Annotated in this window: 21 protein-coding genes; 16 read left to right on the plus strand and 5 right to left on the minus strand. The window is 65.3% G+C overall.

Translation table 11 applies throughout. The features are described 5' to 3' along the window. Positions 1-18 precede the first annotated feature (18 nt). The 3 genes from rlmN to E5162_RS11850 all read left to right on the plus strand — a co-directional run bounded on the left by rlmN (position 19) and on the right by E5162_RS11850 (position 3,100). On the plus strand, positions 19-1,236 hold the full coding sequence (gene rlmN, locus E5162_RS11840) for a dual-specificity RNA methyltransferase RlmN (RefSeq protein WP_135945461.1): 1,218 nt from the start codon (positions 19-21) through the stop codon (positions 1,234-1,236). Positions 1,237-1,327: 91 nt separating this feature from the next. Continuing rightward, entirely contained in the window at positions 1,328-1,672 is a 345-nt protein-coding gene (locus E5162_RS11845; RefSeq protein ID WP_135945462.1) for a hypothetical protein, read from the plus strand. An 84-nt stretch (positions 1,673-1,756) separates the two neighbouring features. Continuing rightward, positions 1,757-3,100, plus strand: a complete 1,344-nt coding sequence (locus E5162_RS11850) for an RsmB/NOP family class I SAM-dependent RNA methyltransferase (RefSeq protein WP_135945463.1) — start codon at positions 1,757-1,759, stop codon at positions 3,098-3,100. Here the strand turns inward: E5162_RS11850 and E5162_RS11855 are convergent. Then, complete coding sequence (locus E5162_RS11855) at positions 3,097-3,675, minus strand: hypothetical protein (RefSeq protein WP_135945464.1); 579 nt, start codon at positions 3,673-3,675, stop codon at positions 3,097-3,099. The two genes, E5162_RS11850 and E5162_RS11855, sit on opposite strands and share 4 nt — an antisense overlap. A gap of 123 nt (positions 3,676-3,798) precedes the next feature. Between E5162_RS11855 and rpe the strand changes: the two genes are divergently transcribed. The 7 genes from rpe (at position 3,799) to E5162_RS11890 (ending at position 13,236) form a co-directional block, all read left to right on the plus strand. Next, a complete protein-coding gene (rpe, locus tag E5162_RS11860) occupies positions 3,799-4,461 on the plus strand; it encodes a ribulose-phosphate 3-epimerase (protein ID WP_135945465.1) in 663 nt (220 codons plus the stop codon). A 7-nt stretch (positions 4,462-4,468) separates the two neighbouring features. Next, entirely contained in the window at positions 4,469-6,214 is a 1,746-nt protein-coding gene (locus E5162_RS11865; RefSeq protein WP_135945466.1) for a heparinase II/III family protein, read from the plus strand. Positions 6,215-6,222: 8 nt separating this feature from the next. Then, on the plus strand, positions 6,223-8,157 hold the full coding sequence (locus E5162_RS11870; RefSeq protein WP_135945467.1) for a nucleoside-diphosphate sugar epimerase/dehydratase: 1,935 nt from the start codon (positions 6,223-6,225) through the stop codon (positions 8,155-8,157). A gap of 55 nt (positions 8,158-8,212) precedes the next feature. After that, positions 8,213-9,808: a bifunctional phosphoribosylaminoimidazolecarboxamide formyltransferase/IMP cyclohydrolase gene (gene purH, locus E5162_RS11875; protein ID WP_135945468.1), complete on the plus strand. Its 1,596-nt coding sequence runs from the start codon at positions 8,213-8,215 to the stop codon at positions 9,806-9,808. Between the two features lie 23 nt (positions 9,809-9,831). Further along, the gene (locus E5162_RS11880; RefSeq protein WP_158291297.1) at positions 9,832-10,674 is read left to right on the plus strand and encodes a dienelactone hydrolase family protein; all 843 of its coding nucleotides are present in this window, start codon (positions 9,832-9,834) and stop codon (positions 10,672-10,674) included. A 32-nt stretch (positions 10,675-10,706) separates the two neighbouring features. Next, entirely contained in the window at positions 10,707-11,309 is a 603-nt protein-coding gene (locus tag E5162_RS11885) for a molybdopterin-dependent oxidoreductase (protein WP_135945470.1), read from the plus strand. Positions 11,310-11,541: 232 nt separating this feature from the next. Next, a complete protein-coding gene (locus E5162_RS11890) occupies positions 11,542-13,236 on the plus strand; it encodes an alanine/glycine:cation symporter family protein (RefSeq protein WP_135945471.1) in 1,695 nt (564 codons plus the stop codon). A gap of 90 nt (positions 13,237-13,326) precedes the next feature. Here E5162_RS11890 and E5162_RS11895 read toward each other — a convergent pair whose 3' ends face one another. Beyond that, positions 13,327-14,133: a heme-dependent oxidative N-demethylase subunit alpha family protein gene (locus tag E5162_RS11895; protein ID WP_135945472.1), complete on the minus strand. Its 807-nt coding sequence runs from the start codon at positions 14,131-14,133 to the stop codon at positions 13,327-13,329. Beyond that, a complete protein-coding gene (locus E5162_RS11900; RefSeq protein ID WP_206751109.1) occupies positions 14,130-14,531 on the minus strand; it encodes a VanZ family protein in 402 nt (133 codons plus the stop codon). The genes E5162_RS11895 and E5162_RS11900 overlap by 4 nt, the downstream gene beginning before the upstream one ends. Before the next feature lie 60 nt (positions 14,532-14,591). On the opposite strand from E5162_RS11900, the gene bioB reads away from it, so the two are divergent. Beyond that, positions 14,592-15,605 carry a biotin synthase BioB gene (gene bioB / locus E5162_RS11905; RefSeq protein WP_135945473.1) on the plus strand — a complete coding sequence of 338 codons (1,014 nt, stop codon included), beginning with the start codon at positions 14,592-14,594 and terminating at the stop codon, positions 15,603-15,605. Positions 15,606-15,728: 123 nt separating this feature from the next. Here bioB and E5162_RS11910 read toward each other — a convergent pair whose 3' ends face one another. Then, on the minus strand, positions 15,729-17,504 hold the full coding sequence (locus tag E5162_RS11910; protein WP_135945474.1) for a DUF885 domain-containing protein: 1,776 nt from the start codon (positions 17,502-17,504) through the stop codon (positions 15,729-15,731). Positions 17,505-17,670: 166 nt separating this feature from the next. On the opposite strand from E5162_RS11910, the gene E5162_RS11915 reads away from it, so the two are divergent. After that, positions 17,671-19,065 (plus strand): amidohydrolase family protein, encoded by a 1,395-nt coding sequence (locus tag E5162_RS11915; RefSeq protein WP_135945475.1) that lies wholly within the window; start codon positions 17,671-17,673, stop codon positions 19,063-19,065. Between the two features lie 63 nt (positions 19,066-19,128). Here the strand turns inward: E5162_RS11915 and E5162_RS11920 are convergent, their stop codons facing one another. After that, positions 19,129-19,998, minus strand: a complete 870-nt coding sequence (locus E5162_RS11920; protein WP_135945476.1) for an SDR family oxidoreductase — start codon at positions 19,996-19,998, stop codon at positions 19,129-19,131. Positions 19,999-20,227: 229 nt separating this feature from the next. Here E5162_RS11920 and sdhC point away from each other — a divergent pair, with 229 nt between their 5' ends. The 4 genes from sdhC to E5162_RS11940 are packed head-to-tail and all read left to right on the plus strand — an operon-like array spanning position 20,228 to position 23,633. Beyond that, positions 20,228-20,650 carry a succinate dehydrogenase, cytochrome b556 subunit gene (sdhC, locus tag E5162_RS11925; protein ID WP_135945477.1) on the plus strand — a complete coding sequence of 141 codons (423 nt, stop codon included), beginning with the start codon at positions 20,228-20,230 and terminating at the stop codon, positions 20,648-20,650. Further along, a complete protein-coding gene (gene sdhD, locus E5162_RS11930) occupies positions 20,647-21,021 on the plus strand; it encodes a succinate dehydrogenase, hydrophobic membrane anchor protein (protein ID WP_135945478.1) in 375 nt (124 codons plus the stop codon). The genes sdhC and sdhD overlap by 4 nt, the downstream gene beginning before the upstream one ends. Positions 21,022-21,035: 14 nt before the next feature. Next, a complete protein-coding gene (sdhA, locus tag E5162_RS11935) occupies positions 21,036-22,826 on the plus strand; it encodes a succinate dehydrogenase flavoprotein subunit (protein WP_135945479.1) in 1,791 nt (596 codons plus the stop codon). A gap of 27 nt (positions 22,827-22,853) precedes the next feature. Then, a complete protein-coding gene (locus tag E5162_RS11940) occupies positions 22,854-23,633 on the plus strand; it encodes a succinate dehydrogenase iron-sulfur subunit (RefSeq protein ID WP_135945480.1) in 780 nt (259 codons plus the stop codon). Positions 23,634-23,792: the final 159 nt, after the last annotated feature.

A 23,792-nucleotide genomic window follows, 5' to 3' on the forward strand; every position in this document is an offset into this window, starting at 1 on the left:
CACCTATATGCGCGCCCCATGACGACGACCCTTGATCTCTCCGCCGCCGCACGTCCCGCCCCGGCCAGCCTGCCCAGCCTTGCCGGCCTGACGTTCGAGCAGCTCAAAGCCGCCCTTGTCGAGACCGGTCTGGTCGATGAGCGGAAGGCGAAGATGCGCGCCGAGCAATTGTGGCGGTGGGTGTATCACTACGGCGTCACGTCGTTCGACGAGATGACGAATGTGTCCAAGGCACTGCGCAACGCTCTGGAAGAGCGTTTCACGATGGCGCGTCCGCAGATCGTGGAGCGCCAGCTCAGCAATGACGGTACGCGCAAATACCTGATCCGCTTCGCCCCGGGCGTGGAAGCGGAAACCGTATTCATCCCCGGTGTGGGCCGCTCCGGTGCGCTGTGCGTATCCAGTCAGGTCGGCTGCACACTCAACTGCACCTTCTGTCATACCGGCACCCAGAAGCTGGTGCGCAATCTGACCGCGGCCGAGATCATCACCCAGGTCATGATCGCGCGCGACGATCTGGGCGAATGGCCGACCTCCAACGAGGACCGGCAAATCACCAATATCGTCTTCATGGGCATGGGCGAGCCGCTCTACAATCTCGACCATGTCTCCGACGCGATCGAAGTGATCGCGGACAGCCACGGCATCTCGATCGGACGCCGCCGGATGACGGTCTCCACCTCGGGGGTCGTCCCGAAGATCGTCGAGTTGGGCGAACGTACCCGCGCCATGCTGGCCATCAGCCTGCACGCGACCAACGATGCCTTGCGCGATGAGCTGGTGCCGATCAACAAGCGCTATCCCCTTGCCGAGCTGATGGACGCGATCCGGGCCTATCCCGATCTGTCAAACTCGAAGCGCGTGACTTTCGAGTACGTGATGCTGAAAGGGGTCAATGATTCCCCGGCCGAGGCGCGCGAGCTCGTGCGCCTGCTCAAGGGTATTCCGTCCAAGATCAACCTGATCCCGTTCAATCCCTGGCCGGGCAGCGGATACGAGTGCTCGGACTGGGACCAGATCGAGACCTTCGCCGAGATCGTGAACCGGGCCGGCTATGCCAGCCCGATCCGTACGCCGCGCGGCCGGGACATCCTGGCGGCCTGCGGCCAGCTGAAGAGCGACTCTGAAAAGATGCGTGCCAGCGAGCGCCTCAAGCTGGAGCGCGCCGCGCAGGAGGCCAGCCCGGACTCTACCGCCAACACGCACCTCTATGGCGAAGGTACCAATCTGGCCTGATCGGGCCGAACGCACAGGCGGCCGGAACCTGACCTCCCCGATTTCCGTTGTTTCAGGGACACTCCCTACAGGCAAACGGAAAGGACGAGCGATGAGCGGTCCGACCCCCAAACCCGACCTCGACAAAGAAAAGACGGCACGCCAGACCACCGGCGCAACAACGCGCCAGGAGCAGCTCGAGACCTCTGAAACCCGCGGCGATCGCCCTGCCGGCAACCCGGACGTATCCCGGTCCGGCGGCGACATTGCCCGGGGTATCGGCACCAAGGACGAGCTCAAGCAACAGCTCGGCGTCGAGGGCCAGAAGACACGCGTGCATGCGAGCGAAGAGCAGCACACGCCCAAGAAAGACGAGAACGACGATGGTCAGCGCGGCGAGTACCGTAACCCGGACGAGAAGCGCGGCCAGCGCAGTGCCGCCGAACGCGGCACTTAGCGCCAGCCTTGTGATCCGTCCCGCAGACGGAAAAACTGACACCCGGCTTTCACAGGCCGGGTGTTTGCGTGTAAGGGCGCTGTCATGAGCAAGACGACGAAGCCGGACGGCGGCAAGACCAAACCCGACACTCGAAATCTGGGCCCGCGCGCCATCGCGCTGGATGCTGTCATGGGCGTCTTCACCAAGGGCGCGCCCATGGATCACGCCTTGGCGAGTCACCCGGACCACAAGCGGCTGGAACCGCGCGATCGCGCCTTCGCCCGTGCGATTGCCGCGGCTGCGGTCCGGCGCAAGGGAGCGCTGGAGGCAGCCCTCAACGCATTCCTGGACAAGCCCCTGCCCGACAGCGCGCTGCGCGCGCATCTCGTGCTGGTGTGCGGCGCCGGGGAGTTGATGGTCCTCAACAACGCGCCCCATGCCGTCGTTGATGCCTGGGTCACCGTGATGCGCGCCGACGCGGAATGCGAACGCTTTGCCGGGCTTGCCAATGCCGTGCTGCGCCGGATTTCCGAGCGCGGCCGCGGGGCGTTCGAGGCGGCGGACCCGCTGCACGACCTGCCCGACTGGCTCTCCGACGCCTGGTCAAAGGCCTATGGCGTCAAGACGGCGCGCGCGATGGCCCGGGCCCGATCGGTTCACCCGCCGCTGGACCTGACGCTCAAAGTGCCGGGCGAGGCCGAAGCCCTGGCCGACGAGCTTGACGGGATCTGCCTGCCCAACGGGACGGTCCGCCTGTCCGAAACGCGCGACCCGACCGGCATCCCGGGGTTTGAAGAGGGCCGGTGGTGGATCCAGGACGCAGCTGCGACCTTGCCGGTTCGAATTCTGGCGCCTCAACCGGGCGAACGTATTGCGGACCTTTGCGCCGCACCGGGCGGAAAGACCCTGCAGATTGCTGCCAGCGGCGCGCAGACATTCGCGGTCGACCGCGCCCCGAAACGGCTCAAGGCCCTCTACGACAATCTGGAACGGACCCGGCTTTCGGCGACGGTCGAGGCGGCCGATGCGGCCCAGTGGCAGCCGGACGAACCCCTCGACGGTGCCCTGCTGGACGCACCATGCAGTGCAACCGGCACGCTGCGGCGCCGCCCTGATGCAGCCTGGGCCAAGACACAGGCCGACATTGCCAGCCTGGCTTCCGTGCAGGCGAGCCTTCTGACCGCAGCCTACAAGCTGATCCGTCCCGGAGGCCGTCTGGTCTATTGCACCTGCTCGCTTGAACCCCAGGAAGGCGAGAAGCAGATCGCCGGTTTTCTGAAGCGCAACCCCGAAGCACGACTTGACCCCATCCGGCCGGAAGAAGTCCCTGGCCTGGAAGACGCAATCGACGCGGAAGGGGCGCTTCGCACCCGGCCTGACATGTGGCGCGAGGTCGGTGGCATCGACGGGTTCTACATCGCGCGCCTGCTACGTCCGACCGGCTAGACCACGCCGTTGGCACGCAGCGCAGAGCGGTAGAATTTGAGGATGTCGTTGTGCAGGCCGGTGATTTCCGACGTATGACGACCGGCGCGGTCGGCGCCCTCGAACTTGCGGTCCTCGGCGATACGCGCAAACAGGTGATCGCAAGGGGCGATGCGAACTGAAGCCGCCACGAGAATCGTCTCGGTAATCTTGATGTTGCGTCCCTCGATCAGGATGTCGAGGGCCTCCTCGCTGAAGGCGCGCGAGTTTACAAGCCGGTAAAGCGTACTGAAGGTCGGCAGGGGCAAGCGCCAGAACACGGTCTCCAGGCTCAGATCACCCTGCGGCGCCTCTGCCCCGGCTGGACGCATCTCCTCGATTTCAGCCTGGCACAGCATCGCATGCTTGATGAGATTGAGCTGGCTGGAATGCCCGTTGATCAGACTGTTGAGCGTTTGGGCAAAGTAGAGATGCTGACGCTTGAATTCGACCCAGCGGCCGATCTTCTGACGGAAGACGACTTCCTCGGGGAGGCCCTGAGGGGTGCTGTTGCCCTGACGGACCTCCCGGATCCATTTTGAAATCGCTTTTTGCATTCGGGCTCACGGCGCACAGAGAGAGCCCTCACTCTAGACCTGAACCTGTTTAACAAACGTAAGAGCGCTGCATCGGCTGCGCACCGGCTTGCCCTGCCCGGGGGGCGCTGATATTCGACGTTCATGAGCCACACCCCCCTGATTTCGCCCTCCATCCTGTCCGCCGACTTCGCCCGACTGGGCGAAGAGGTGAAAGCCATCGACGAGGCGGGAGCCGACTGGATTCACGTGGATGTGATGGACGGTCACTTTGTGCCGAACCTGACCATCGGGCCGGCGGTCGTGAAGGCGATCCGGGCCTGGTCGGACAAGCCCTTCGACGTGCATCTCATGATCGCACCCATCGATCCCTACATCGAGGCCTTCGTGGACGCGGGCGCAAACCAGATCACGGCGCATCCCGAGGCAGGGCCGCATTTTCACCGCACGGTCCAGACCATCAAGGCCGCCGGCGCAAAGGCGGGGGCTGCCCTGAACCCGTCGACCAGCCCGGACATCATCGATTATGTGCTGGACTCGCTCGACCTCGTTCTGGTCATGAGCGTCAATCCCGGCTTTGGCGGGCAAAGCTTCATCGACGATCAGCTGCGCAAGATCGAGACCCTGAGAGCGCGCATCGACAAGCGGGGCCTTGCGACGTTGATCGAAGTCGATGGCGGGGTGAACCCAGAGACGGCGAAACGCTGCGTGGCCGCGGGCGCGGATGCGCTGGTGGCCGGATCAGCGGTATTCAAGGACGGACCGGACCGCTACAAGTCGAATATCGACGCGCTGCGAGGCAAATAACCCGGCTATGGGCGAACAGATTACGACGGGCGAAATGGCAGGGGCCGTGGTCCGGCTCGTCCGGCGCGAAGCCTCCGATTTTGCCAATGCGGTGCCACTTTACCGCATGGCCGTGCTGTCGGGTCAAAGTCCGGACCGGCTGCTCATCGAACCCAAGCGCCTGTCCTCCGGCAATAAGGCGGCCGGTGCCGCGATCCTGGCGGGGCGATTTACCCTGGCAGGCGACACGTTGCAGGTCGCGCCCGGCGACAGCATCTGGGCGCGTCCCGCGCCATCGCGCCGCTTCGCCGCCGGCCTGCACGGGTTCGACTGGCTGAAGGACCTGTCCAGCGTCGAAGATCCCGAAGCCGGACTGATGGCACGAACCCTGACGGACGACTGGCTTGAGCAGTTCGGTCAGTGGAACTGGTTTGCCTGGAGCCCGTCCGTGACCGCCCGGCGCCTGGACGCCTGGCTATGGGCAGGCAATTTGCTTTTCGAGAGCGACGAGCCCTCGCTGATTACTGCCCGGTTGAGTGCCGCCTCGCGCATGGCCAGGAGACTGCGCCGGGCCCTTCCCCTCATGGCGCGCGACCGCGAACGCCTGCAGGGCGCAATCACCTTGTGCCTTGCCGCGATTTGCCTTGAGCCCGGCGACAGCATCCTGCGCGAGGCCGACACGCTGCTGGCGGCAGCCTTGAAGACCCAGATTCTGCCAGATGGCGGGCATGTCAGCCGCAATCCGGAAACGGCGAGCGAGATCTTCATCGCTCTCGCCCGTCTGGACCAGGCGGCCGACCGGCGAGGGGTGACGCTGGACGACGAGGTACGCCGAGCCCTCGACCGGATCGCTCCTTTCCTCTCATTCTGTCGTCTGGAAGGTGGTCTGGCCGCCTTTCACGGTGGCGGGGAAGGCGATCTGCGCGCGCTGGACGCGGCCAAGGCATTGGTCAAGCTGGACAAGCGCGGCTTCAATGTCGCGCCGCATTCGGGCTACCACAAGGCAAGCGCCGGCGGCATCGAGATCATTCTGGACGGGGCCAGCCCGCCGCGCGGAGTCAACGCCGCAGAAAGCCACGCCAGTGCGCTCGCCTTCGAGATGGCTAGCCCGGGCGGCAAGCTGGTGGTCAATTGCGGCTGGTCGAACGCGCAGCCAGGCTCGTGGCGCGAGCCTGTACGCGCCACAGCGGCCCATTCGGTGCTAACGCTGGAAGAAACTTCCTCTGCCCGCCTGCTTCAACCCGGCTGGAAACGCGCCCTGCTCGGGCCGCGCCTGGTTCACGGGCCCGACCCGGTCAAGGCGCGGCGCAATGAGGAAGACCTCGGTATCTGGCTGGAAGCGACCCATGACGGCTATCGCAAGCGCTTCGGCCTGTCCCTGCGCCGGCGGATATTCCTGGCTGCGGACGGGGGCGATCTGCGCGGCGAGGACGGGCTCTTCCGGCCGGTCGGGGACGGTCCTCCTGACAATCCGGAGGAACGATATACGTTCGCGATCCGCTTTCACCTGCATCCCGATGTGCGCGCCTCGCTCTCGCGCGATGCGCTGAGCGCCCTTCTCGTGCAGCCCAATGGGGAAGGCTGGCGCTTTCGCACCGATGGCGGCACGGTCCGTCTGGAGCGATCGGTCTACCTGGCTGCGGGCGCACCGCCGGAACGGACCACACAACTGGTGGTATCCGGTGACGCAGAGCCCTATGGTGGCGGAGACAGGCCTCCGAACCGAGTGCGTTGGGCGTTCCAGCGCCTTGGCCGGATGGGAAGTGCAGGTTGAGGGGATTCATGGGGAGACGGCGATCGGCATCCAATGACCGCGCAAGGCTGACCGCCGGGCTCGCAACGCCCTGGCTGGTGCTGGTCTTCGATACGCTGGCCGGCGGCGCGGCCATGTATGCCAGTATTTCCCTGCGATACCTGCTCGAGCCGGGCCGCACGCCGCCCGGTCCGATAGAGTGGTATGCCAGCATTATCTTCGCAGGTGTGTGCGCGGCCGTGTTCTGGAGCCTGCGCGCGCACCGGGCGATCTGGCGCTATACCGCGGTCAACGACGTGGTTCGTGTCCTGCAGGGCGTCCTGCTAGCCCATCTTATCTTTCTGCCCATCTTCTTCCTCTCCACGCGCCTGGATGACTTCCCACGCTCCAGCCTGCTGATCTCCGTCCCGGTGATGGCCGCGGCCCAGATCCTGCCGCGCCTCTTCGTTGCCGCCTGGACATCGGGCGATCTGCGCTCCCTCGTCCGGTTCGAACGCCGGGACCAGCCGCCTGCGGTCCTGGTCGGCAATACTCAGCGTGTCGCCGAGGTGTTGCGCGAACAATACCGGCGCACCGGGGGACCGGTCTTCCGCTTTCGCGCCGTGATCGATACCGGCGGCGACACGGCCGGGCGCGCCCTTCAAGGCGTGCCGGTCCTGGGCGGAACCGATCAGCTGGAGCGCGCGGTCACGCTCGCCAAGGGCTCGGCTGCCAGCGTGCGTATCGTGATCGCGGATCCCGAAGCTGATCCGGCCCTGGTCAATCTGTGTGCCAAGGTGGCCGGCAAGACCGGCGCCAGCCTGACGCGTGCGCGCCGGGGAGAAGGCGCAGCGGCGTTCACTCAGGTGGAAGCCGCCGACCTGCTCTCGCGCCCGCCGCGCTCCCTCGCGCGAGCCGGCGCGCAGGCTCTCGTGGCAGGCAAGCGCGTGCTCGTTACCGGGGCAGGCGGAACGATTGGCGGAGAGTTGGTGCGCCACGTCATCAAGTCCGAGCCGGCTGAGCTGATCCTGGTCGACTGTGCCGAATCCCACCTTTACGAAATCGACATGGAGCTGCGCGCCGAGCCGCGCGATTTCCCCTGGCAGAGCCTGCTGGTCGATGTGCGCAACAAGGCGTCCATGCGCCATGTCTTCGAAACCACACGTCCGCAGATCGTGCTGCACGCCGCGGCGCTCAAGCATGTTCCTTTGAGCGAAAGCAATCCGTTTGAAGCCGCCCGCACCAACGTGATTGGCACCCAGACCCTGACCGAGGCGGCGATCAACGCGAAGGCCGAAGCCCTGGTCCTGATCTCGACCGACAAGGCCGTCGATCCGCTCTCGGTCATGGGAGCCAGCAAGCGGTGCGCCGAAATCTATATCGCCTCGCGCGCGGCACAGAACCCGGAGACGCGCCTGTGCGCGGTCCGCTTCGGCAATGTTCTGGCGTCTAACGGCTCCGTCGTTCCGCTGTTCGAACGCCAGATCGAACGCGGCGGCCCGGTCACGGTCACCCACGAAAAGATGACGCGCTATTTCATGACGGTGGAGGAGGCGGCCTCGCTGGTGCTCGATGCGGCGGCACAATGTGCCAACGGGCTCGCCCCGCAGGGCTCGCTCTTCGTGCTGGACATGGGCGATCCCGTGCCGATCGCGCGTCTGGCCCGCCAGCTGATACGGCTGAGAGGCAAGGAGCCCGGCCGGGACATCGAGATAAAGTTCATCGGAATGCGTCCGGGCGAGAAAATGCACGAGGATCTCGCCCATGCCTTCGAGACGCTCGAGCCCTCACCCACGGCCGGTGTCTTGCGCGCCAGCGGCCCGATTACCGACATGGCGATTCTGAACAAGAGCCTGGAGGCGTTGAGCGAGGCGGCCGATTCACGTGACCGCACGGTACTTCTGAAGGCGCTCGACGATATTGTCGCAATGGGGTTGCCGGAGGGCGTGATGTCGCTGGCCGGGCGGCTTTCGGCGCGCGGCTAGAAGTGGTATCAGGCGCGCTTCCCCAACAGTCCTTGAAGGCCCGGAGCCCCTCGTCATGGCTGATACCGATCTCTACCCCGTCAAGCGCGCCCTGATTTCTGTCTCTGACAAGAGCGGACTGGTCGAACGCGCGCGGCGCCTGTCCAAAGCCGGGGTGGAACTTATTTCCACCGGAGGAACGCTCAAGGCGCTGACCGAAGCTGGTCTGAAGGCGCGCGACGCCTCTGAGATCACGCAATACCCGGAGATGATGGACGGCAGGGTAAAAACCCTGCATCCGCGAATTCACGGCGGGCTGCTGGCCCGGCGCGATCAGGAGGGCGACCTCGCCTCGATGGAGGAACACGGCATTCCCCAGATCGATCTGTTGATGGTCAATCTCTATCCGTTCGAGGAAGCCGTCGCCTCCGGCACCGACCTGGCCGGGTGCATCGCCAAGATCGATGTCGGCGGCCCAGCGATGATCCGGGCCGCGGCCAAGAACCAGGCCCATGTCTGCGTCTGTGTGGACGGCGAAGATCTCGACAGCGTGCTTGCCGCCATGGACGCCAATGACGGGCAGACTCCTTTGAACTTGCGCCGCAAGCTGGCGGCCAAGGCGTTTGCGCGTACCGCAGCCTACGACGCAGCGATCGCCCAGCGTCTCGCCGAAGAGGTGGAGGAGCCCAGTCAAGCCTGCTTCACCCAGGGCGGCCCTCTGCTGAAAAGCCTGCGCTACGGGGAAAATCCCCACCAGAAAGCGGCCCTCTACGCCACGCCGGAAAAGCGCCCCGGCGTTGCATCCGCCCGCCAGGCCCAGGGCAAGGAACTGTCCTATAACAATCTCGCCGATGCCGACGCGGCCTTCGAGCTGGTCAGCGAGTTCAATCCCGAAGAGCGCGCCGCGGCGGTTATCGTCAAGCATGCCAATCCATGTGGCGTCGCGACCGCCGAGACGCTGGCCGACGCATATGAGAAGGCGTTCTCAGCCGACCCCGTCAGCGCGTTCGGCGGCATCATCGCGCTCAACCGCCGGATCGATGCCGAGACCGCCGACCGGATCGCGAAGATCTTCTGTGAAGTCGTCATTGCCCCGGCTGCCGAGGACGCCGCCCTCGATATCCTGTCGGGCAAGAAGAATGTCCGCGTCATGCTGACCGGAAAGCTGGCCGACCCAACCCAGCCGGGCTGGATGGTCAAGTCGGTGGCCGGCGGGCTCCTCGTTCAGGAGCGCGACCGCGGCCGCATCGCGCAGAGCGCGCTCAAGACGGTAACCGAACGGGCTCCGAGCGAGGACGAGCTCGCCGATCTGATGTTTGCCTGGACGGTGGTCAAGCACGTGAAATCGAATGCAATCGTCTATGCCAAGGATCTCACGACCGCCGGGATCGGCATGGGCCAGACCAGCCGACTGGAAGCCGCGCGGCTGGCTTTGCGCAAGGCCGAGGAATCGGCACGCGAGAATGACTGGGTGGCCCCGATGACCGAAGGCTCTGTCTGCGCGTCGGATGCGTTCTTCCCGTTCGCAGACGGGGTGAAGACCGCCATCGAAGCCGGTGCCACGGCAATCATCCAGCCGGGCGGATCGATCCGGGACGAGGAAGTCATCGCAGCGGCGAACGAGGCCGGGCTGGCGATGGTCTTCACCGGCATGCGCCACTTCCGCCATTAGGTCGAGGGAGGATGCAGGGGCGCTTGCAGAGTACGCGGTTAGTCCTTGCCTGCCTCGCCGGTCTGCTGGCCAGCGCCCTGATGCGCGCACCCGAAAGCGGGGCGGAGCGGGCCGGCTGGCTGGAACCTCATATCGAATTCTATTGGCCCGAGGAGGGGGAGGAACCGGTTCCCGCGGTGATCCTGTTCTCCGGCTGCGGCGGAGTGCGCCAACAGCAAAGCGAGTACGCGGATGCGGCCAACCGGGCCGGCGTGGCCGCGCTGGTGGTCGATTCGCACGCCGCACGCGGAATCGGACGCCTGGCCGGGCGCCTGCTGGTTTGCACCGGATTGCGCATGCGCGGTCAGGCGCGGGCCGGCGATGTATTCTCCGCGCTCCAGATCGCCCGCAATGATCCGCGGATCGATGGCGAGCGGATCGCGCTCGCCGGCTGGAGCCATGGCGGCTGGACCCTGCTCGATGCGCTGAGCTACGCGCGGGACGCAGCGGCGCCGCCCGGACTGGAACGCCTGCCGGCAGTACCTCTGGAGGGGGTGCGCGGGGTGCTGCTGGTCTACCCGTATTGTGGCTGGATCATACGCGCAGACCGCGAGCCGATCGTGGCGGACATTCCGGTCACGGCCTGGCTGGTGGAGAAGGACCGCATCGCGAACCCGAATGCGTGCGCACAGGTGTTCGAGCGTCAGGGCCAGCACGGCGCGGCGATCGACTGGACGCTGTATGAGGGCCTGACCCATGCGTTCGACGCGCCCGACCAGCCTTTCGACCCGCGCATGGAGTATGATGAGGACGCGACGCGGCAGGCCCATGCCCGCTTTGCGGCCTGGCTCAACGAATCCTTGGCGGGAGACGCCTCCCCGCGCTAGCCTGCGGCGTGGTTCGTGAAGGAAAATCGTCCATGCGCTTCCTACTACCACTACTACCACTCCTGCTGTCGGCCCTGACCCTGGGCAGCGTGACGGCATGCGGGCCGGGCGATCCGGCGCCCGAGCTGAACGGCCCGGTCCTGCTGATCGTGGCCCAGGCGCCCGAACCGGGCGAAGAGGCCCCGGACGCGGAGGGGCTGTATGTCACCTATTCGATTCCCACCCAGGACGCCCGCACCTTCACCCGGCAGGACCTGGCCAGCCTGCGCTGGCGCCAGATCGAGAGTGACTTTCCAGCCGGCAGCCGGGCGCGGGTGTTCGAGGGACCGCGCCTGTCCGCCGTCCTGGCCGAGGCTGGCGTGCGGCCGGATACAAGCGTGCGCCTGACCGGATTTGACGGGTACGAGGCCGAGATCGATGCGCGCATGATCGACCGGCACGAGCCTATTCTGGCGATGAGGGCGGACGGCCGCGCCCTGGCAACAGGCGGGCTCGGCCCGCTCATGCTCGTCTGGCCCCGGTCGAACCGCGGCGAGCTGGCCGATATGGAAGATGATTTGTGGGCATGGGGTGTTTTTGCCATCACCCCGGTCGCTCCGGATGCCGCCAGCGGAACTGCCGGCCCGGACAACTGACAGATTCCGGTGCAGGCGAACGCTTTGAATCTGGCGCGATCGCGCTAAGGTCCGCACCGGATGTGTTGCACGCGGGGGAGCGCGGCGCACGCAAGACGGGCCGGCCAGGCGTGACGCGGAGCGAGGCCAAGCCTCGCCCGATCCGCGATCCCTGGCAGCCAGAAAGCGCTTGCCGTGCCGAAGACCCCCCGCCTAGTGTCTTGAAGGGTTCATAAGGGGGTCCGTGAAACGGATGGAAAAACTTCAATCGATTCTGGAAGCGGTCGATGGCTGGGTCTGGAGCCCGGTCCTCGTGGCGCTTCTTTTCGGTACGGGCCTGTACCTGACGATCGGCCTGAAATTCATGCCGGTCTACCGCCTCCCGGCGGCGTTCATGATGATGTTCTCCAAGCCGAACAAGGAGGATGAGAGCGAAGGCGAGATCAGCCCGCTGGCCGCATTGTTCACCGCGCTTTCAGCCACGATCGGCACCGGCAACATCGCCGGCGTCGCCACGGCAATCACCCTGGGCGGCCCTGGCGCCGTCTTCTGGATGTGGATGACGGCGCTGGTCGGATCGGCGACGAAATACTCCGAGGCCGTCCTGGCGGTGAAATACCGCGAAGTCGACGACCGTGGCGAGCATGTCGGCGGCCCGATGTATTACATCAAGAACGGGCTCGGCAAGAAGTGGCTCTGGCTGGCCTGGCTCTTTGCCCTGTTCACGGCCATCGCGGCGTTCGGCACCGGCAACCTGGTCCAATCCAATTCGGTAGCCGCGCTGTTTGAGTCCAATATCGGCATTCCGGTCGTCGTCACCGGCGCCATCCTGGCGCTGCTGGTCTTCTTCGTCATCGTGGGCGGGGTGAAATCGATCGCCCGGGTCGCCTCTGTGCTGGTCCCCTTCATGGCGCTGGCCTACATCGTGGGCTCCATCGCCGTGCTGGCGACCAATTTCGGGGCCGTGCCTGCGGCCTTTGCCTCGATCTTCACCGAAGCCTTCTCCGGCACTGCCGCAGCCGGCGGCTTCATCGGCGCCGCCTTTGCCGCGGCGATCCGGGAAGGGGCCAATCGCGGCAGCTTCTCCAACGAGGCCGGTCTGGGTTCGGCCGCGATTGCCCACGCCAGCGCGCAGACCCGAAATCCCCACCGGCAGGGCTCGATTGCCATGCTGAGCCCCTTCATCGACACCATTGTCGTGTGCACGATGACCGCGCTGGTCATCCTCACCGCAACAGGCAATTTCCAGTACAATCCGGCCCGGGCCGCATTGGGCCAGTGCGAAGCGCAGGGCCTGCTTCAGGCGCCCGAGGGCGGAACGATCACGGGGCTTTATCTCGCCGCTCCGCAATCGGACCTGTCGGGCCGCGAAGCGACGATCGCAGACGGTGGCGCCCAGGTCGCCGCCGCATTGCGGGCCTGCGAAGCGGCAGGTGTGGATCTCGATCCTCTGGCTATCGCGGCCGCGACCGACGCGACCGTTCTCGGCGACACCGACCGGGTCTGGCAATCGGGCATCGCCTCGGCCGCCGACGTGACGGCACAGTCGTTCGGAGCTGCGCTTCCGGGCGGGGAATGGATCGTCACCATCGGTCTGATGGTCTTCGCCTTCACCACCATTCTCGGCTGGGCGCTCTACGGCGAGCGCGCGCTGGAATTCATGGTCGGAACGAAGTTCATCTTCCCCTACCGCATCATGTGGTGCGTGGTCGTGTTCATCGGGGCGGTCTGGACCAACGACCTCGCCTGGACGGTGGCCTCCATCGGTAACGGAATGATGGCCGCGCCCAACCTGATTGCGCTCCTCGCGCTGTCCGGCACCATCTTCGCGATCGCCAAGCAGCACGGAGCCCGCCCCGGCGACAAGGGCGATCACAAGCTGGGAGAGAGCGAAACGCCCATTCCGGCGCCGAGCGCCAGCGACGACACGCCCGACCCGAAGTCCTGATCGCTTCGGCCTGGACCTGTCTGAAAAGCCCCGGCGCAACCGCCGGGGCTTTTTCTTGCGACGATCGGTGTGTGGTACACAGGAGGCGCGCTAGACACCCCATTCCGCGAACAGGGTATTGGCCAGCGGATCGATCGCGTCCCACCGCTTGTAGCGGTGGCCCTGCTCACTGATACCGCGCCAGGCGGAAGCCAGGGCGGCCCGGTCGCTGGATGCGATGGCGGCGACCGGGTCGATGGACACGCGGATCGTGAAGAGGACACCTCCGCTGTCGGGCAATCGCCGGATCGTCTGGCGCTCGACGCGCAAATGAAGCAGGCGCGCGGCATCGGCCGGCCCGGCGCATTTCGCCCGCTCGATCAGCGGCGCGCTGTCGGGTGTGAACCGGTCGGCGCCCGGCTGAAGCGTCCAGTTAAAGCGCTCCAGCACCGTGTCGGGCTGGAGATGGTCGAAGATGCGCGCAATGCGGTGCGAGAGCTTGTCTCCGCCCGGGACGGGGCCGTGCAGGACGCCAAGGCCCGCACCAAAGGCCTGGTCGACGGAAAAGAAAGTCGGGCTGGTCAGAATGAGTGATGTCACGGTCCAGACTTCGTCCACCCGGTCCAGAACCACGAGATCGTCGCTGACCTGGCGTGCGGCGTCGATCAGGCAGAGCTTCCGGTGAGGGGGCGGACTACCCGATGCGCCCATGACCAGCCGGGCTGCTTCGGTCTCGCTCTGCGCCGCGTTCGCATCGCGGCGGTAGCAGGTCTCCGGCCGGTTCAGCCAGTGCCTGCGCGCGTCCAGCGTCGCAGCCTCGATATCCGGCTGCAGCCAGTCGTCCAGCGCAATCGGCGCCAGGGCCACCTGAAAGCGGGGCGGCCCGGAACGATAGGGCGCGTAGGGCGCAGCCCTCATCGGTTGAACAGCCTCAGCACGCGCTCGATCCCGAACGCCAGGGCCATTCCCAGCGCGATGCCGATCGCATCGGCCACCAGATCCGCGACAGAAGCCGTGCGATGAATCAGCGGGCTGGCCTGCACCAGTTCGATCAAGAGGCCGTAGCCTGCAAGCGCGATCGCCGGGTAGACCCAGCGCCATTTGGGCCATCCCATGCGCGCGAGCAGGGCAAGCGCGCCAAAGGCGCTGATATGGTCCAGCTTGTCCCATCCAAGAATACTGGTGTGCCCCGGCGCGCCCGGCCGTAACGCCAACGCGGTGACGAGAACCAGCACAAGCAGGAAGGCGAGGCGCAATTCGCGGCGATGGTTCAGCCCACTCAGCGCGTTTTTCGATGAGCCGCCGTCTTGTGACACCCGCCAGGCCTTTCTAGTTTGGCCGCTCTTTGATCGCGGCCCTCGGGGAGAGTTTGTTAGATGACCGCCCTTCTAGACGATATCGAAACGCTTTGTGAGCCCCGCTTCGACTGGAGCCGCGACCAGGTTTCAGCGGTTCACGACGCTCCCTTCAACGATCTGGTATTCGCGGCACAAAGCGTTCACCGCAAGGCGGGACACGGCGCCAACGAGGTGCAGAAATCCCAGCTTCTGTCGATCAAGACCGGCGGCTGCGCGGAGGATTGCGGCTATTGCAATCAATCGGCCCATTTCGACACCGGGCTGAAGGCCTCCAAGCTGATGGAGGTCGATGCGGTGCTCGAGAAGGCCGAACGGGCAAGGCAGGGCGGCGCCACGCGCTTCTGCATGGGTGCGGCCTGGCGCTCGCTGAAGGCGCGCGACGAGGACAAGATCTGCGCCATGATTTCCGGCGTGAAGGCAATGGGTCTGGAGACCTGCATGACGCTGGGTATGCTGGAAGAGCGCCAGGCCCACAGGCTCGCCGAGGCCGGGCTCGACTACTACAACCACAATCTGGATACCTCGCCGGAATACTATCAGAAAATCATCACCACCCGGACGTGGGATGACCGGATCGAGACACTATCCTACGTGCGAAAGGCCGGTATCAGCGTGTGCTGCGGCGGCATTCTGGGCATGGGTGAAGACAAGAGCGACCGGATCGGGCTCATCGCCGAGCTTGCCGCGCTCGACCCTCATCCTGAAAGCGTGCCGATCAATCATCTCGTCGATGTCGACAATACGCCCCTCTCCGGTTCGAAGCCTCTGGACGGGATCGACTTCGTGCGCGCCATCGCGACTTCCCGCATCGTCATGCCGCGGTCCGTCGTGCGCCTGTCGGCCGGGCGTGAAGGCATGAGCAAGGAATTGCAGGCGCTCTGCTTCCTGGCCGGGGCCGGCTCGATCTTCGTCGGCGAGGAATTGCTGACCACCCCGAACCCGGACACCGCCTTCGACAATGCGCTGTTCGGCGATCTGGGGCTTCAGCCCAAGGCCGCACCGAGCGCGCCCAAGGCGCGCGCGGCGGAGTAGACGCCACTCACCGCCACACATTGAAATCCCGGACGCGCCACGCGCGATCCGGGATTTCCTGAGCCTCATCGCGAGGAGACCCTGGCCCTCCTTCCGGCCGGCCGGGGTCTCCATGAACAGCGGTTAGCCTTCCTGGGCCTGTTCCTCGATCCAGGTGCGCATCTTGTCTTCAAGATAAGCCAGCGGCAGCGCGCCGTCTTCCAGCACGGCATCGTGGAATTCGGCCAGATCGAAATTCTCGCCCAGCGCCTCCTCGGCGTCGGTGCGCAGTTCGCGGATCAGCAATTCGCCCGTCTTGTAGGCCAGGGCCTGGCCGGGCCAGGAGATGTAGCGGCTGACCTCGTTGCGGATATTCAGCTCCGACAGGGCCGAGTTTTCCAGGAAGCAGGCCTCGGCCTCATCCCGGCTCCAGCCATACCAGTGGATGCCGGTGTCCGCGACCAGGCGGCAGGCACGCCACATCTCGTAGGTCAGGCGACCGAAATGCTCGTACGGGGTGTCGTAAATCCCCATGTCGAGCCCGATGCGCTCGGAATACAGCCCCCAGCCCTCACCGAAGGCGGTGATGTAGTTCTCACGGCGGAACTCGGGGACGTTGTCCAGCTCCTGCGCGATCGCGACCTGATGGTGGTGGCCCGGAACGGCCTCGTGCAGGGTCAGCGCGGGCAGCTCGTAGAGCGGGCGCTGGTCGAGCTGGTAGGTGTTGACCATGTAGCCGCCGGCGCGGCCCTCTTCCAGGCTGCCGCCCCAGTAACGCGCCGTGGTGTAGGACGGGGCGATGGAGGCCGGCACCGGGCGCACGCCATAGGGCAGGCGCGGCAGGTGATTGAAGAAAGCCGGCATCTGATCGTCCGCCTGCTTGGCCAGCCAAGCGGCGTGCATCAGCAGCTCTTCCTCGGTCTCGGCATAGAATTGCTCGTCGGTGCGCAGGAAATCGAGGAATTCCTCGAAGCTGCCCTCAAACCCGGACTCCGCAATCACCTCTTCCATTTCGGCGCGGATGCGGGCGACTTCGGCCTGGCCGCGCTGGTGGACCTCTTCAGGCGTCTGGTCGAGCGTGGTGTGGTAGCGCACCAGCTTCTCGTACCACTCGCGTCCTCCCGGCACGCTCGAGATCCCGAGTTCCTCACGCCCGGCGGGCATGTATTCCTCGCGGAAGAATTCGGACAGCTGGCGATAGGCGGGCATGGCCTCCTCTTCGATGGCGGCAAGAGCCGCCTCTCGCAGGCGCGCGCGCTCTTCCTCGCCAATCGTCTCCGGCAGATTTGCGATCGGCTGGAACAGGACGCTTTCGGCTGGATCGTCTGCGATCTGGGCATCCAGCTGATCGGCCACGCCGGGCAGGATGTCCCTGGGTTGTGTCCAGCCGAGCTCCATGCCGCGTTCGAGCCAGGCCCGGTACTGGGCAAGATGGGCCGGCAAGGCCTCGATACGGGCAATCCAGGCCTCGGCCTGCTCGACGGTGCGCGGACGTTCCGACATGGCAATGAAGCTCGCCATCGACTGGAAGCCGCTATCATTGGTGAAGGGCATCATCGCGCTGGTGGCGTCGGGCAGGGCGACCGCGTTGGACAGGATATAGTCGAGCACCGCATAGCTGGCGCGGTCCTGACCTTCCAGCGCGGTTTCGTCGATGTCCTCGAGGCGGTCGTGGAACGCCTCCATCTGCTCATCGTCCGCGGTGATGGCCTCGAAGGACCTGTCCGGCCACATGGCGGCAGCCTCCAGATCGCCCTTGCGGCCCCGGCCGATGATGTCGCGGCTGTCGTTATAGGCTTCGTAGTCTTCAACCAGCTGCTCGAAGTCCTGGGCCGGCTGGGCCAGCGCCAGGCCGCCGAGACAGAGTGCGCCGAGCGTCCCGCTCAGCACGCCGGCCAACAAAGATGGGCGGTGCGTCATGTGTCGTCTCCCCGATCTGGCCCAAGACACCGCTCTGCGGCCATGTCCGGGTCTGTTCGAGGGGTACTCTAACGCAATCGGGCGCGGCGGCCAGACCTGCCCGGTTTTGACGTCACCACACGATGACGTCTATGCTCCACGAAGATATATCGGGGAGACTAAATCTATGCAACTTAAAGCATTTTTGGTGGCGGTCTGCACCGCTGCCCTGTGCGCGGCCGGTGCGGCCGCCCAGGAGCGCCAGGCCCTTGTCGGCGGAACGCTGATCGACGGAAATGGCGGGCCGCCCATTTACAACAGCGTCATCCTGGTCGAGGGCGAGCGCATTACCGCAGTCGGGACGGTGGACACGCTGGCCGTGCCGGACGGCTACGACGTCATCTCCACCGAGGCCATGACCGTCCTGCCCGGAATGTGGGAGATGCATGCCCACCTGATGCTGAACGGCCATGCCGACTACGATCACTGGCACCCGACCTATGCCGACCGGATGGAAGACGAGATCATGCCGGCCTCCGCGGTCCAGCTCCTGCTGGCCGGGGTCACCACGGCGCGCGATCTGGGCGCGCCACTGGAAGAGAGCATCTCGATCCGCGAGCGCATCAATTCGGGCGAGCTGCCCGGTCCGCGCCTCTTCGTGTCCGGCCCCTTCATCCAGCACGAGCCCTATCCCGGCACCGACAATTATCGCTGGGGCGTGGACAGCGTGGCCGAGGCGCGCCGCCATGTGCGCACCCTCGCCGATGCTGGGGTCGATGTGATCAAGATGGTCGACCAGGACCAGATGACGCGCGAGGAAGCGCGCGCCGTCGTGGACGAGGCCCATAGCCGGGGACTGCGCGTGGTCGGTCACTCCCACCGTCCCGAGGAGATCATTCTGGGTCTCGAAATCGGCGTGGACAATTTCGAGCATACCGGCCTGACGACCGCGCCGGAATATCCTGACCATGTGATGGACGCGCTCGTCGCACGCACCGCCCGGGGCCGGGTCAGCGGCGGTCCGCTTTTCTGGACCCCCACGATCGAAGGCCTGTGGAATTACGAGCGCACGCGCGACAACCCGGAACGGCTCGATGACACGTGCTGGCATCGCGGCCTGGAAGACGACACGATCGCGGACATCGAGGCCTCGCTGCAGAATGTCGACCAGCTGACCTATATGCAGCTCACGCCGCTGCGCCGCCCGACCCTGCAGCGCAAGTTCGAGCAGCTGCGCGAGGCCGGCGTGGTCATGATGATCGGCACCGATTCCGGCATCCCGACGAAATTCCACTGCCAGTCGACCTGGAACGAGTTCGACATCTGGACCCGCGAACTCGGCGTGCCGGTGATGGATGCCATTCGCGCCGGAAGCTACTGGCCGTCCGTCTTCATGGGCGTGGAGGATCAGTGGGGCCGCGTTCAGGAAGGCCAGTACGCCGATATCATCGCGGTGGACGGTGACTTGCTGACCTATCCCAGCCTGCTGCAGGACGTCGATCTCGTGATGAAGGGCGGCACGGTGTATGTCGAAGGCGGCCAGGTGAACGAGGCCGCGCTCGGACCGCTCGCCGAAGACTAGGCGATTGCTTGGTTGATAGCCTATCAGGAGGGGCAGGCCGATGCGGCCTGCCCCTTTTTATGGCTAGCGCTTGAGGACTTGCGGCGTCAGGCCGAGCCCCTTGGCGATCATCCGGTCGACCTTGCGGCGCGGCAAATGGCCGGTCAGCCACTGGGTGAAGGGCTCCGGCGTGATCACGGTATTCAGCTTCGGCTTCGGATCGGTCAGCGCCTTGTGGATCGCGCGGGCGACCCGCTCGGGCGGAAGCCCGTCCCGGCCCCGCTTGAGCATGTATTTGAGAATCCGGTCGATGGCCTCGACATAGTCGGTTCCGGCATAGCGCTCGCGATCGAGCTGCTCGGCCTTGTCCCAGATCGGCGTGGCGATAGGCCCGGGATTGATGGCCACCACCTCGATGCCATACATCAGCATCTCGCGCCGCAGACTCTCGGTAAACGCCTCCAGCGCGTGCTTGGAGCAGGAATAAGGCGCCATCAGCGGGGCGGCACTGAACCCCGCGACCGATGAGATATTGACGATCCGCCCGGCCGGCCCGTCGTGATCGCGCTTGGCGCCCAGAAGCGGGGCGAAAGCCTGCACGGTGCGCAACGGTCCGGTCACATTGACGTCGAGCTGGCGGGTCATCTCCTCCTCGGGCAGATGCAGGATCGGCCCGGCGACCGCAATCCCGGCATTGTTGACCAGGCCGGACAGAGGGCGGCCCTCCAGGCGCTGCGCCACCTCCCGCGCGCCGTCGCGAAGCGTGCCGGCATCGGTGACATCCAGGATCAGCGGGACAATCCGCTCGCCCAGCGCTTCGGCGAGGCGCGTGGCGTCCTCCTGCTTGCGCACTCCGGCAAACACCTGCCAGCCGCGGCCGGCAAGGTCGGCGGCCGTCGCGTAGCCGATGCCGGTCGATGCGCCGGTAATCACCACGCTGCGAGACTCTGTCATGTTAAGCTCCTCCCCGATTTTTTTGCGAGCGTGGCGTGGCCCGCGACCTCCGTCAAACACCAGGTCGCTCCATGATCTAGCAAACGCGAAGCATTCTCAAATCTAGGCTGCGCAAGGGCTTAGAGCTTGCGTTGACCTGCGACTCGTCCGGATTATTGTCTGCTCCGGTATTTCGGCGGAACGCGGACCAGGCGCGCTTCCGCCTGTGTAGATTGCAAGGCGACTGCCCATGTCCACGAGAGCTTCCGATACATCGCTGGAGGGCCAAAGGCCGCTCTCCCCGCACCTTCAGATCTGGCGCTGGCACGCCACCATGGCGACCTCGATCTTCCACCGCGCCAGCGGGGTCGGAAACTATATCGGCGCGATCGCGCTCACCTTGTTCCTGATCGTGCTGTCGGGCGGACCGGAGAGCTATGCCTCGATCGCCTTCCTGTTCGAGGGCGCGCTGGGATGGGTGACGCGCATCGTCATGTTCCTGCTGACCCTCTCCTACAGCTATCACTGGCTGAACGGGCTGCGTCACCTGGTGTGGGACGCCGGGGCCGGCTTCGACCCGAAAGTCGCCAATCGGGTGTCCTGGCTTGTCATGATCGCCACACCCATCCCGGCCATCGTGATCTGGGTTCTCGCCCTGGGAGTGGCACAATGACCGATTACCGCACCCCGATTTCCAAGGTCCGCGGTCTGGGCGCGGCCAAGTCCGGCGTCGGCCATTTCATCGGGCAACGCCTGTCGGCCATCGCACTCTTCCTGCTTCTGCCGGTCTTCCTGGTCGCCGTCGCGCTGAACTCGGGCAGTCTGGACGCGATTTATGCGCTGTTTTCCAGCCCGCTTGGCGCGATCCTGACGCTCGCGACCCTGACTGCGGCAATCTATCACATGCGCCTGGGTCTCCAGGTCGTGATCGAGGACTACATCCATAAGCCGGCCTCCAAGCTGACGCTGCTCGCGCTTAACACGCTGCTGTGCGCCGCACTCTGGATCGCCGCCCTGTATTCAATTTTGCGGATCGCCGCATAGGAGTTACGACGCCGATGGCCACTTACGAATGGACCGATCACACGTATGACGTCGTTGTTGTCGGCGCCGGCGGCGCGGGCCTGCGCGCCACGCTGGGCGCGGCCGAAGCGGGCCTTCGCACGGCCTGCCTGAGCAAGGTTTTCCCCACGCGCTCTCACACTGTCGCCGCACAGGGCGGCATCGCCGCCTCGCTTGGCAATATGGGCGAGGATAACTGGCGCTGGCACATGTACGACACGGTGAAGGGGTCGGACTGGCTGGGCGATCAGGACGCGATCGAATACCTGACCAAGAATGCGCCGCGTGCGGTCTACGAGCTGGAACACTGGGGCGTCCCCTTCTCGCGCACCGAAGACGGCAAGATCTATCAGCGCGCTTTCGGCGGCATGACCAAGAATTTCGGCGAAGGCCCGGTTCAGCGCACCTGCGCGGCGGCGGACCGGACCGGCCACGCCATGCTGCACACCCTGTACGGGGAATCCTTGAAGCAATCGGCCGAGTTCTTCATCGAGTATTTCGTGATGGACCTCATCATGGACGATGAGGGTCATTGCCGCGGTGTTACCGCGTGGAAGCTGGATGACGGCACGCTGCACCGCTTCCGCGCGCAGAAGACCATCCTGGCGACCGGCGGCTATGGCCGGGCCTATTTCTCGGCCACCTCCGCCCACACCTGCACCGGTGACGGCAATGCGATGGTCCTGCGCGCCGGCCTGCCGCTCCAGGACATGGAGTTCGTCCAGTTCCACCCGACCGGCATCTATGGCGCGGGCTGCCTCATCACCGAAGGCGCCCGGGGCGAAGGCGGCTATCTGACCAACTCGCAAGGCGACCGCTTCATGGAGCGCTATGCGCCCAGCGCCAAGGATCTGGCCTCACGCGACGTGGTGAGCCGGGCGATGACGGTGGAGATCCGCGAAGGGCGCGGCGTCGGCAAGAATTCCGACCATATCCACCTGCACCTCGAGCACCTGGATCCCGATATCCTGCACCAGCGCCTGCCGGGCATTTCGGAAAGCGCGAAGATCTTCGCCGGTGTCGATGTCACGAAGGAACCGATCCCGGTCCTGCCCACCGTGCACTACAATATGGGCGGCATCCCGACCAATTATCACGGCGAGGTGATGACCAAGGCCAAGGGCGACCCCGATCAGGTTGTGCCGGGCCTGATGGCTGTCGGCGAGGCGGCCTGCGCCTCGGTTCACGGGGCCAATCGTCTCGGCTCCAACTCGCTGATCGACCTCGTGGTCTTCGGCCGGGCCGCGGGCCTGCGCTGCGCCGAAACGATCGAGGCGGGCGCAAGCCAGCCCAATCTTCCGACCAAGGCCGGCCAGATCTCGCTCGACCGCCTGGACAAGTTCCGTCATGCCGACGGAGGCACGCCGACCGCCGAGCTGCGCAACAACATGCAGCGCGCCATGCAGGAAAACTGCGCGGTGTTCCGGACCCAGGACGTGCTCGACGAGGGCGTGAACAAGATCGCCGGCGTCTACAAGACGCTGGCCGACGTGAAGGTCAGCGACCGGTCCATGATCTGGAATACCGATCTGGTCGAGACGCTGGAGTTCGACAATCTGATCGCGCAAGCCGCCGTGACCGTGAACTCGGCCGCCAACCGCACCGAGAGCCGGGGCGCACATGCGCGCGAGGACTATCCCGATCGCGACGACCAGACCTGGATGAAGCACACGCTCGCCTGGTTCGACGGAGAGAACGGTACGGTCAAGCTGGATGACCGGCCGGTTCACACCTACACGCTGTCGAACGAGATCGACTACATCGAGCCGAAGAAGCGCGTGTACTAGACGGCGCGGAAAAGAAAGAACGACACGATGGTTGCACTGACCCTTCCCAAGAACTCGCAGATCAAGTCGGGCAAGACCTGGCCGAAGCCGGAAACCTCCGGCAAGCTGCGCGAGTTCAAGGTCTACCGCTACGACCCCGATGCGGGCGGCCCGCCGCGCTGGGACACGTATTACGTCGATCTGGACGATTGCGGGCCGATGATCCTGGACGCGCTGTTCTACATCAAGAACAAGATTGACGCGACGCTGGCATTCCGCCGTTCCTGCCGCGAAGGGATTTGCGGCTCCTGCTCGATGAATATCGGCGGGCGCAACACGATTGCGTGCACATCCGGCATCGACGAGTACAAGGGCAAGATCACGATCGCGCCCCTGCCCCACCAGCCGGTGGTGAAGGACCTCATCCCGGACCTGACGCAGTTCTACGCCCAGCTTGCCAGCATCAAGCCCTACCTGCAGACCGAAACCCCGCGTCCCGAGCGCGAATGGCGCCAATCCCAGGAAGACCGCGAGCAGCTGGACGGTCTCTACGAGTGCATCCTGTGCGCCTGCTGCTCGACCTCCTGTCCGTCCTACTGGTGGAATTCGGACAAGTATCTGGGACCGGCCGCGCTTCTGCAGGCCTATCGCTGGATCGCGGATAGCCGCGATGAAGCCACCGGAGAGCGCCTGGATGATCTGGAAGACCCGTTCAAGCTGTATCGCTGCCACACCATCATGAATTGCGCTCAGGTCTGCCCGAAGGGCCTGAACCCGGCCAAGGCGATCGGCAAGATCAAGGAATTGATGGTCGAACGCCAGGCCTGAAGCGCAAGGACGTGAAGCCTGGGAAGCATTTGGAGCCCCCGCCGGAGTCCGGCGGGGGCTCTTTCATGCACTTGCATCACTGACCGCATTCGCTCAGCGCAAGTCGGCGCCACAAACGCAGATTGTTTTTCCGCAGTTTTCAGCCTTAAACCGCATTCT

The sequence above is a fragment of the Marinicauda pacifica genome, from assembly GCF_004793635.1.
GTDB classification, from domain to species: Bacteria; Pseudomonadota; Alphaproteobacteria; order Caulobacterales; family Maricaulaceae; genus Marinicauda; species Marinicauda pacifica.

Coding starts and splice junctions, on each gene's coding strand:
- bioB (WP_135945473.1), top strand. CDS start 14,592: ATGACCGCCCTTCTAGACGATATCGAAACGCTTTGTGAGCCCCGCTTC.
- E5162_RS11865 (WP_135945466.1), top strand. CDS start 4,469: ATGGGCGAACAGATTACGACGGGCGAAATGGCAGGGGCCGTGGTCCGG.
- E5162_RS11910 (WP_135945474.1), bottom strand. CDS start 17,504: ATGACGCACCGCCCATCTTTGTTGGCCGGCGTGCTGAGCGGGACGCTC.
- sdhD (WP_135945478.1), top strand. CDS start 20,647: ATGACCGATTACCGCACCCCGATTTCCAAGGTCCGCGGTCTGGGCGCG.
- E5162_RS11850 (WP_135945463.1), top strand. CDS start 1,757: ATGAGCAAGACGACGAAGCCGGACGGCGGCAAGACCAAACCCGACACT.
- E5162_RS11895 (WP_135945472.1), bottom strand. CDS start 14,133: ATGAGGGCTGCGCCCTACGCGCCCTATCGTTCCGGGCCGCCCCGCTTT.
- E5162_RS11885 (WP_135945470.1), top strand. CDS start 10,707: ATGCGCTTCCTACTACCACTACTACCACTCCTGCTGTCGGCCCTGACC.
- rlmN (WP_135945461.1), top strand. CDS start 19: ATGACGACGACCCTTGATCTCTCCGCCGCCGCACGTCCCGCCCCGGCC.
- E5162_RS11920 (WP_135945476.1), bottom strand. CDS start 19,998: ATGACAGAGTCTCGCAGCGTGGTGATTACCGGCGCATCGACCGGCATC.
- E5162_RS11940 (WP_135945480.1), top strand. CDS start 22,854: ATGGTTGCACTGACCCTTCCCAAGAACTCGCAGATCAAGTCGGGCAAG.
- E5162_RS11915 (WP_135945475.1), top strand. CDS start 17,671: ATGCAACTTAAAGCATTTTTGGTGGCGGTCTGCACCGCTGCCCTGTGC.
- E5162_RS11855 (WP_135945464.1), bottom strand. CDS start 3,675: ATGCAAAAAGCGATTTCAAAATGGATCCGGGAGGTCCGTCAGGGCAAC.
- sdhA (WP_135945479.1), top strand. CDS start 21,036: ATGGCCACTTACGAATGGACCGATCACACGTATGACGTCGTTGTTGTC.
- E5162_RS11890 (WP_135945471.1), top strand. CDS start 11,542: ATGGAAAAACTTCAATCGATTCTGGAAGCGGTCGATGGCTGGGTCTGG.
- E5162_RS11870 (WP_135945467.1), top strand. CDS start 6,223: ATGGGGAGACGGCGATCGGCATCCAATGACCGCGCAAGGCTGACCGCC.
- E5162_RS11845 (WP_135945462.1), top strand. CDS start 1,328: ATGAGCGGTCCGACCCCCAAACCCGACCTCGACAAAGAAAAGACGGCA.
- sdhC (WP_135945477.1), top strand. CDS start 20,228: ATGTCCACGAGAGCTTCCGATACATCGCTGGAGGGCCAAAGGCCGCTC.
- purH (WP_135945468.1), top strand. CDS start 8,213: ATGGCTGATACCGATCTCTACCCCGTCAAGCGCGCCCTGATTTCTGTC.
- rpe (WP_135945465.1), top strand. CDS start 3,799: ATGAGCCACACCCCCCTGATTTCGCCCTCCATCCTGTCCGCCGACTTC.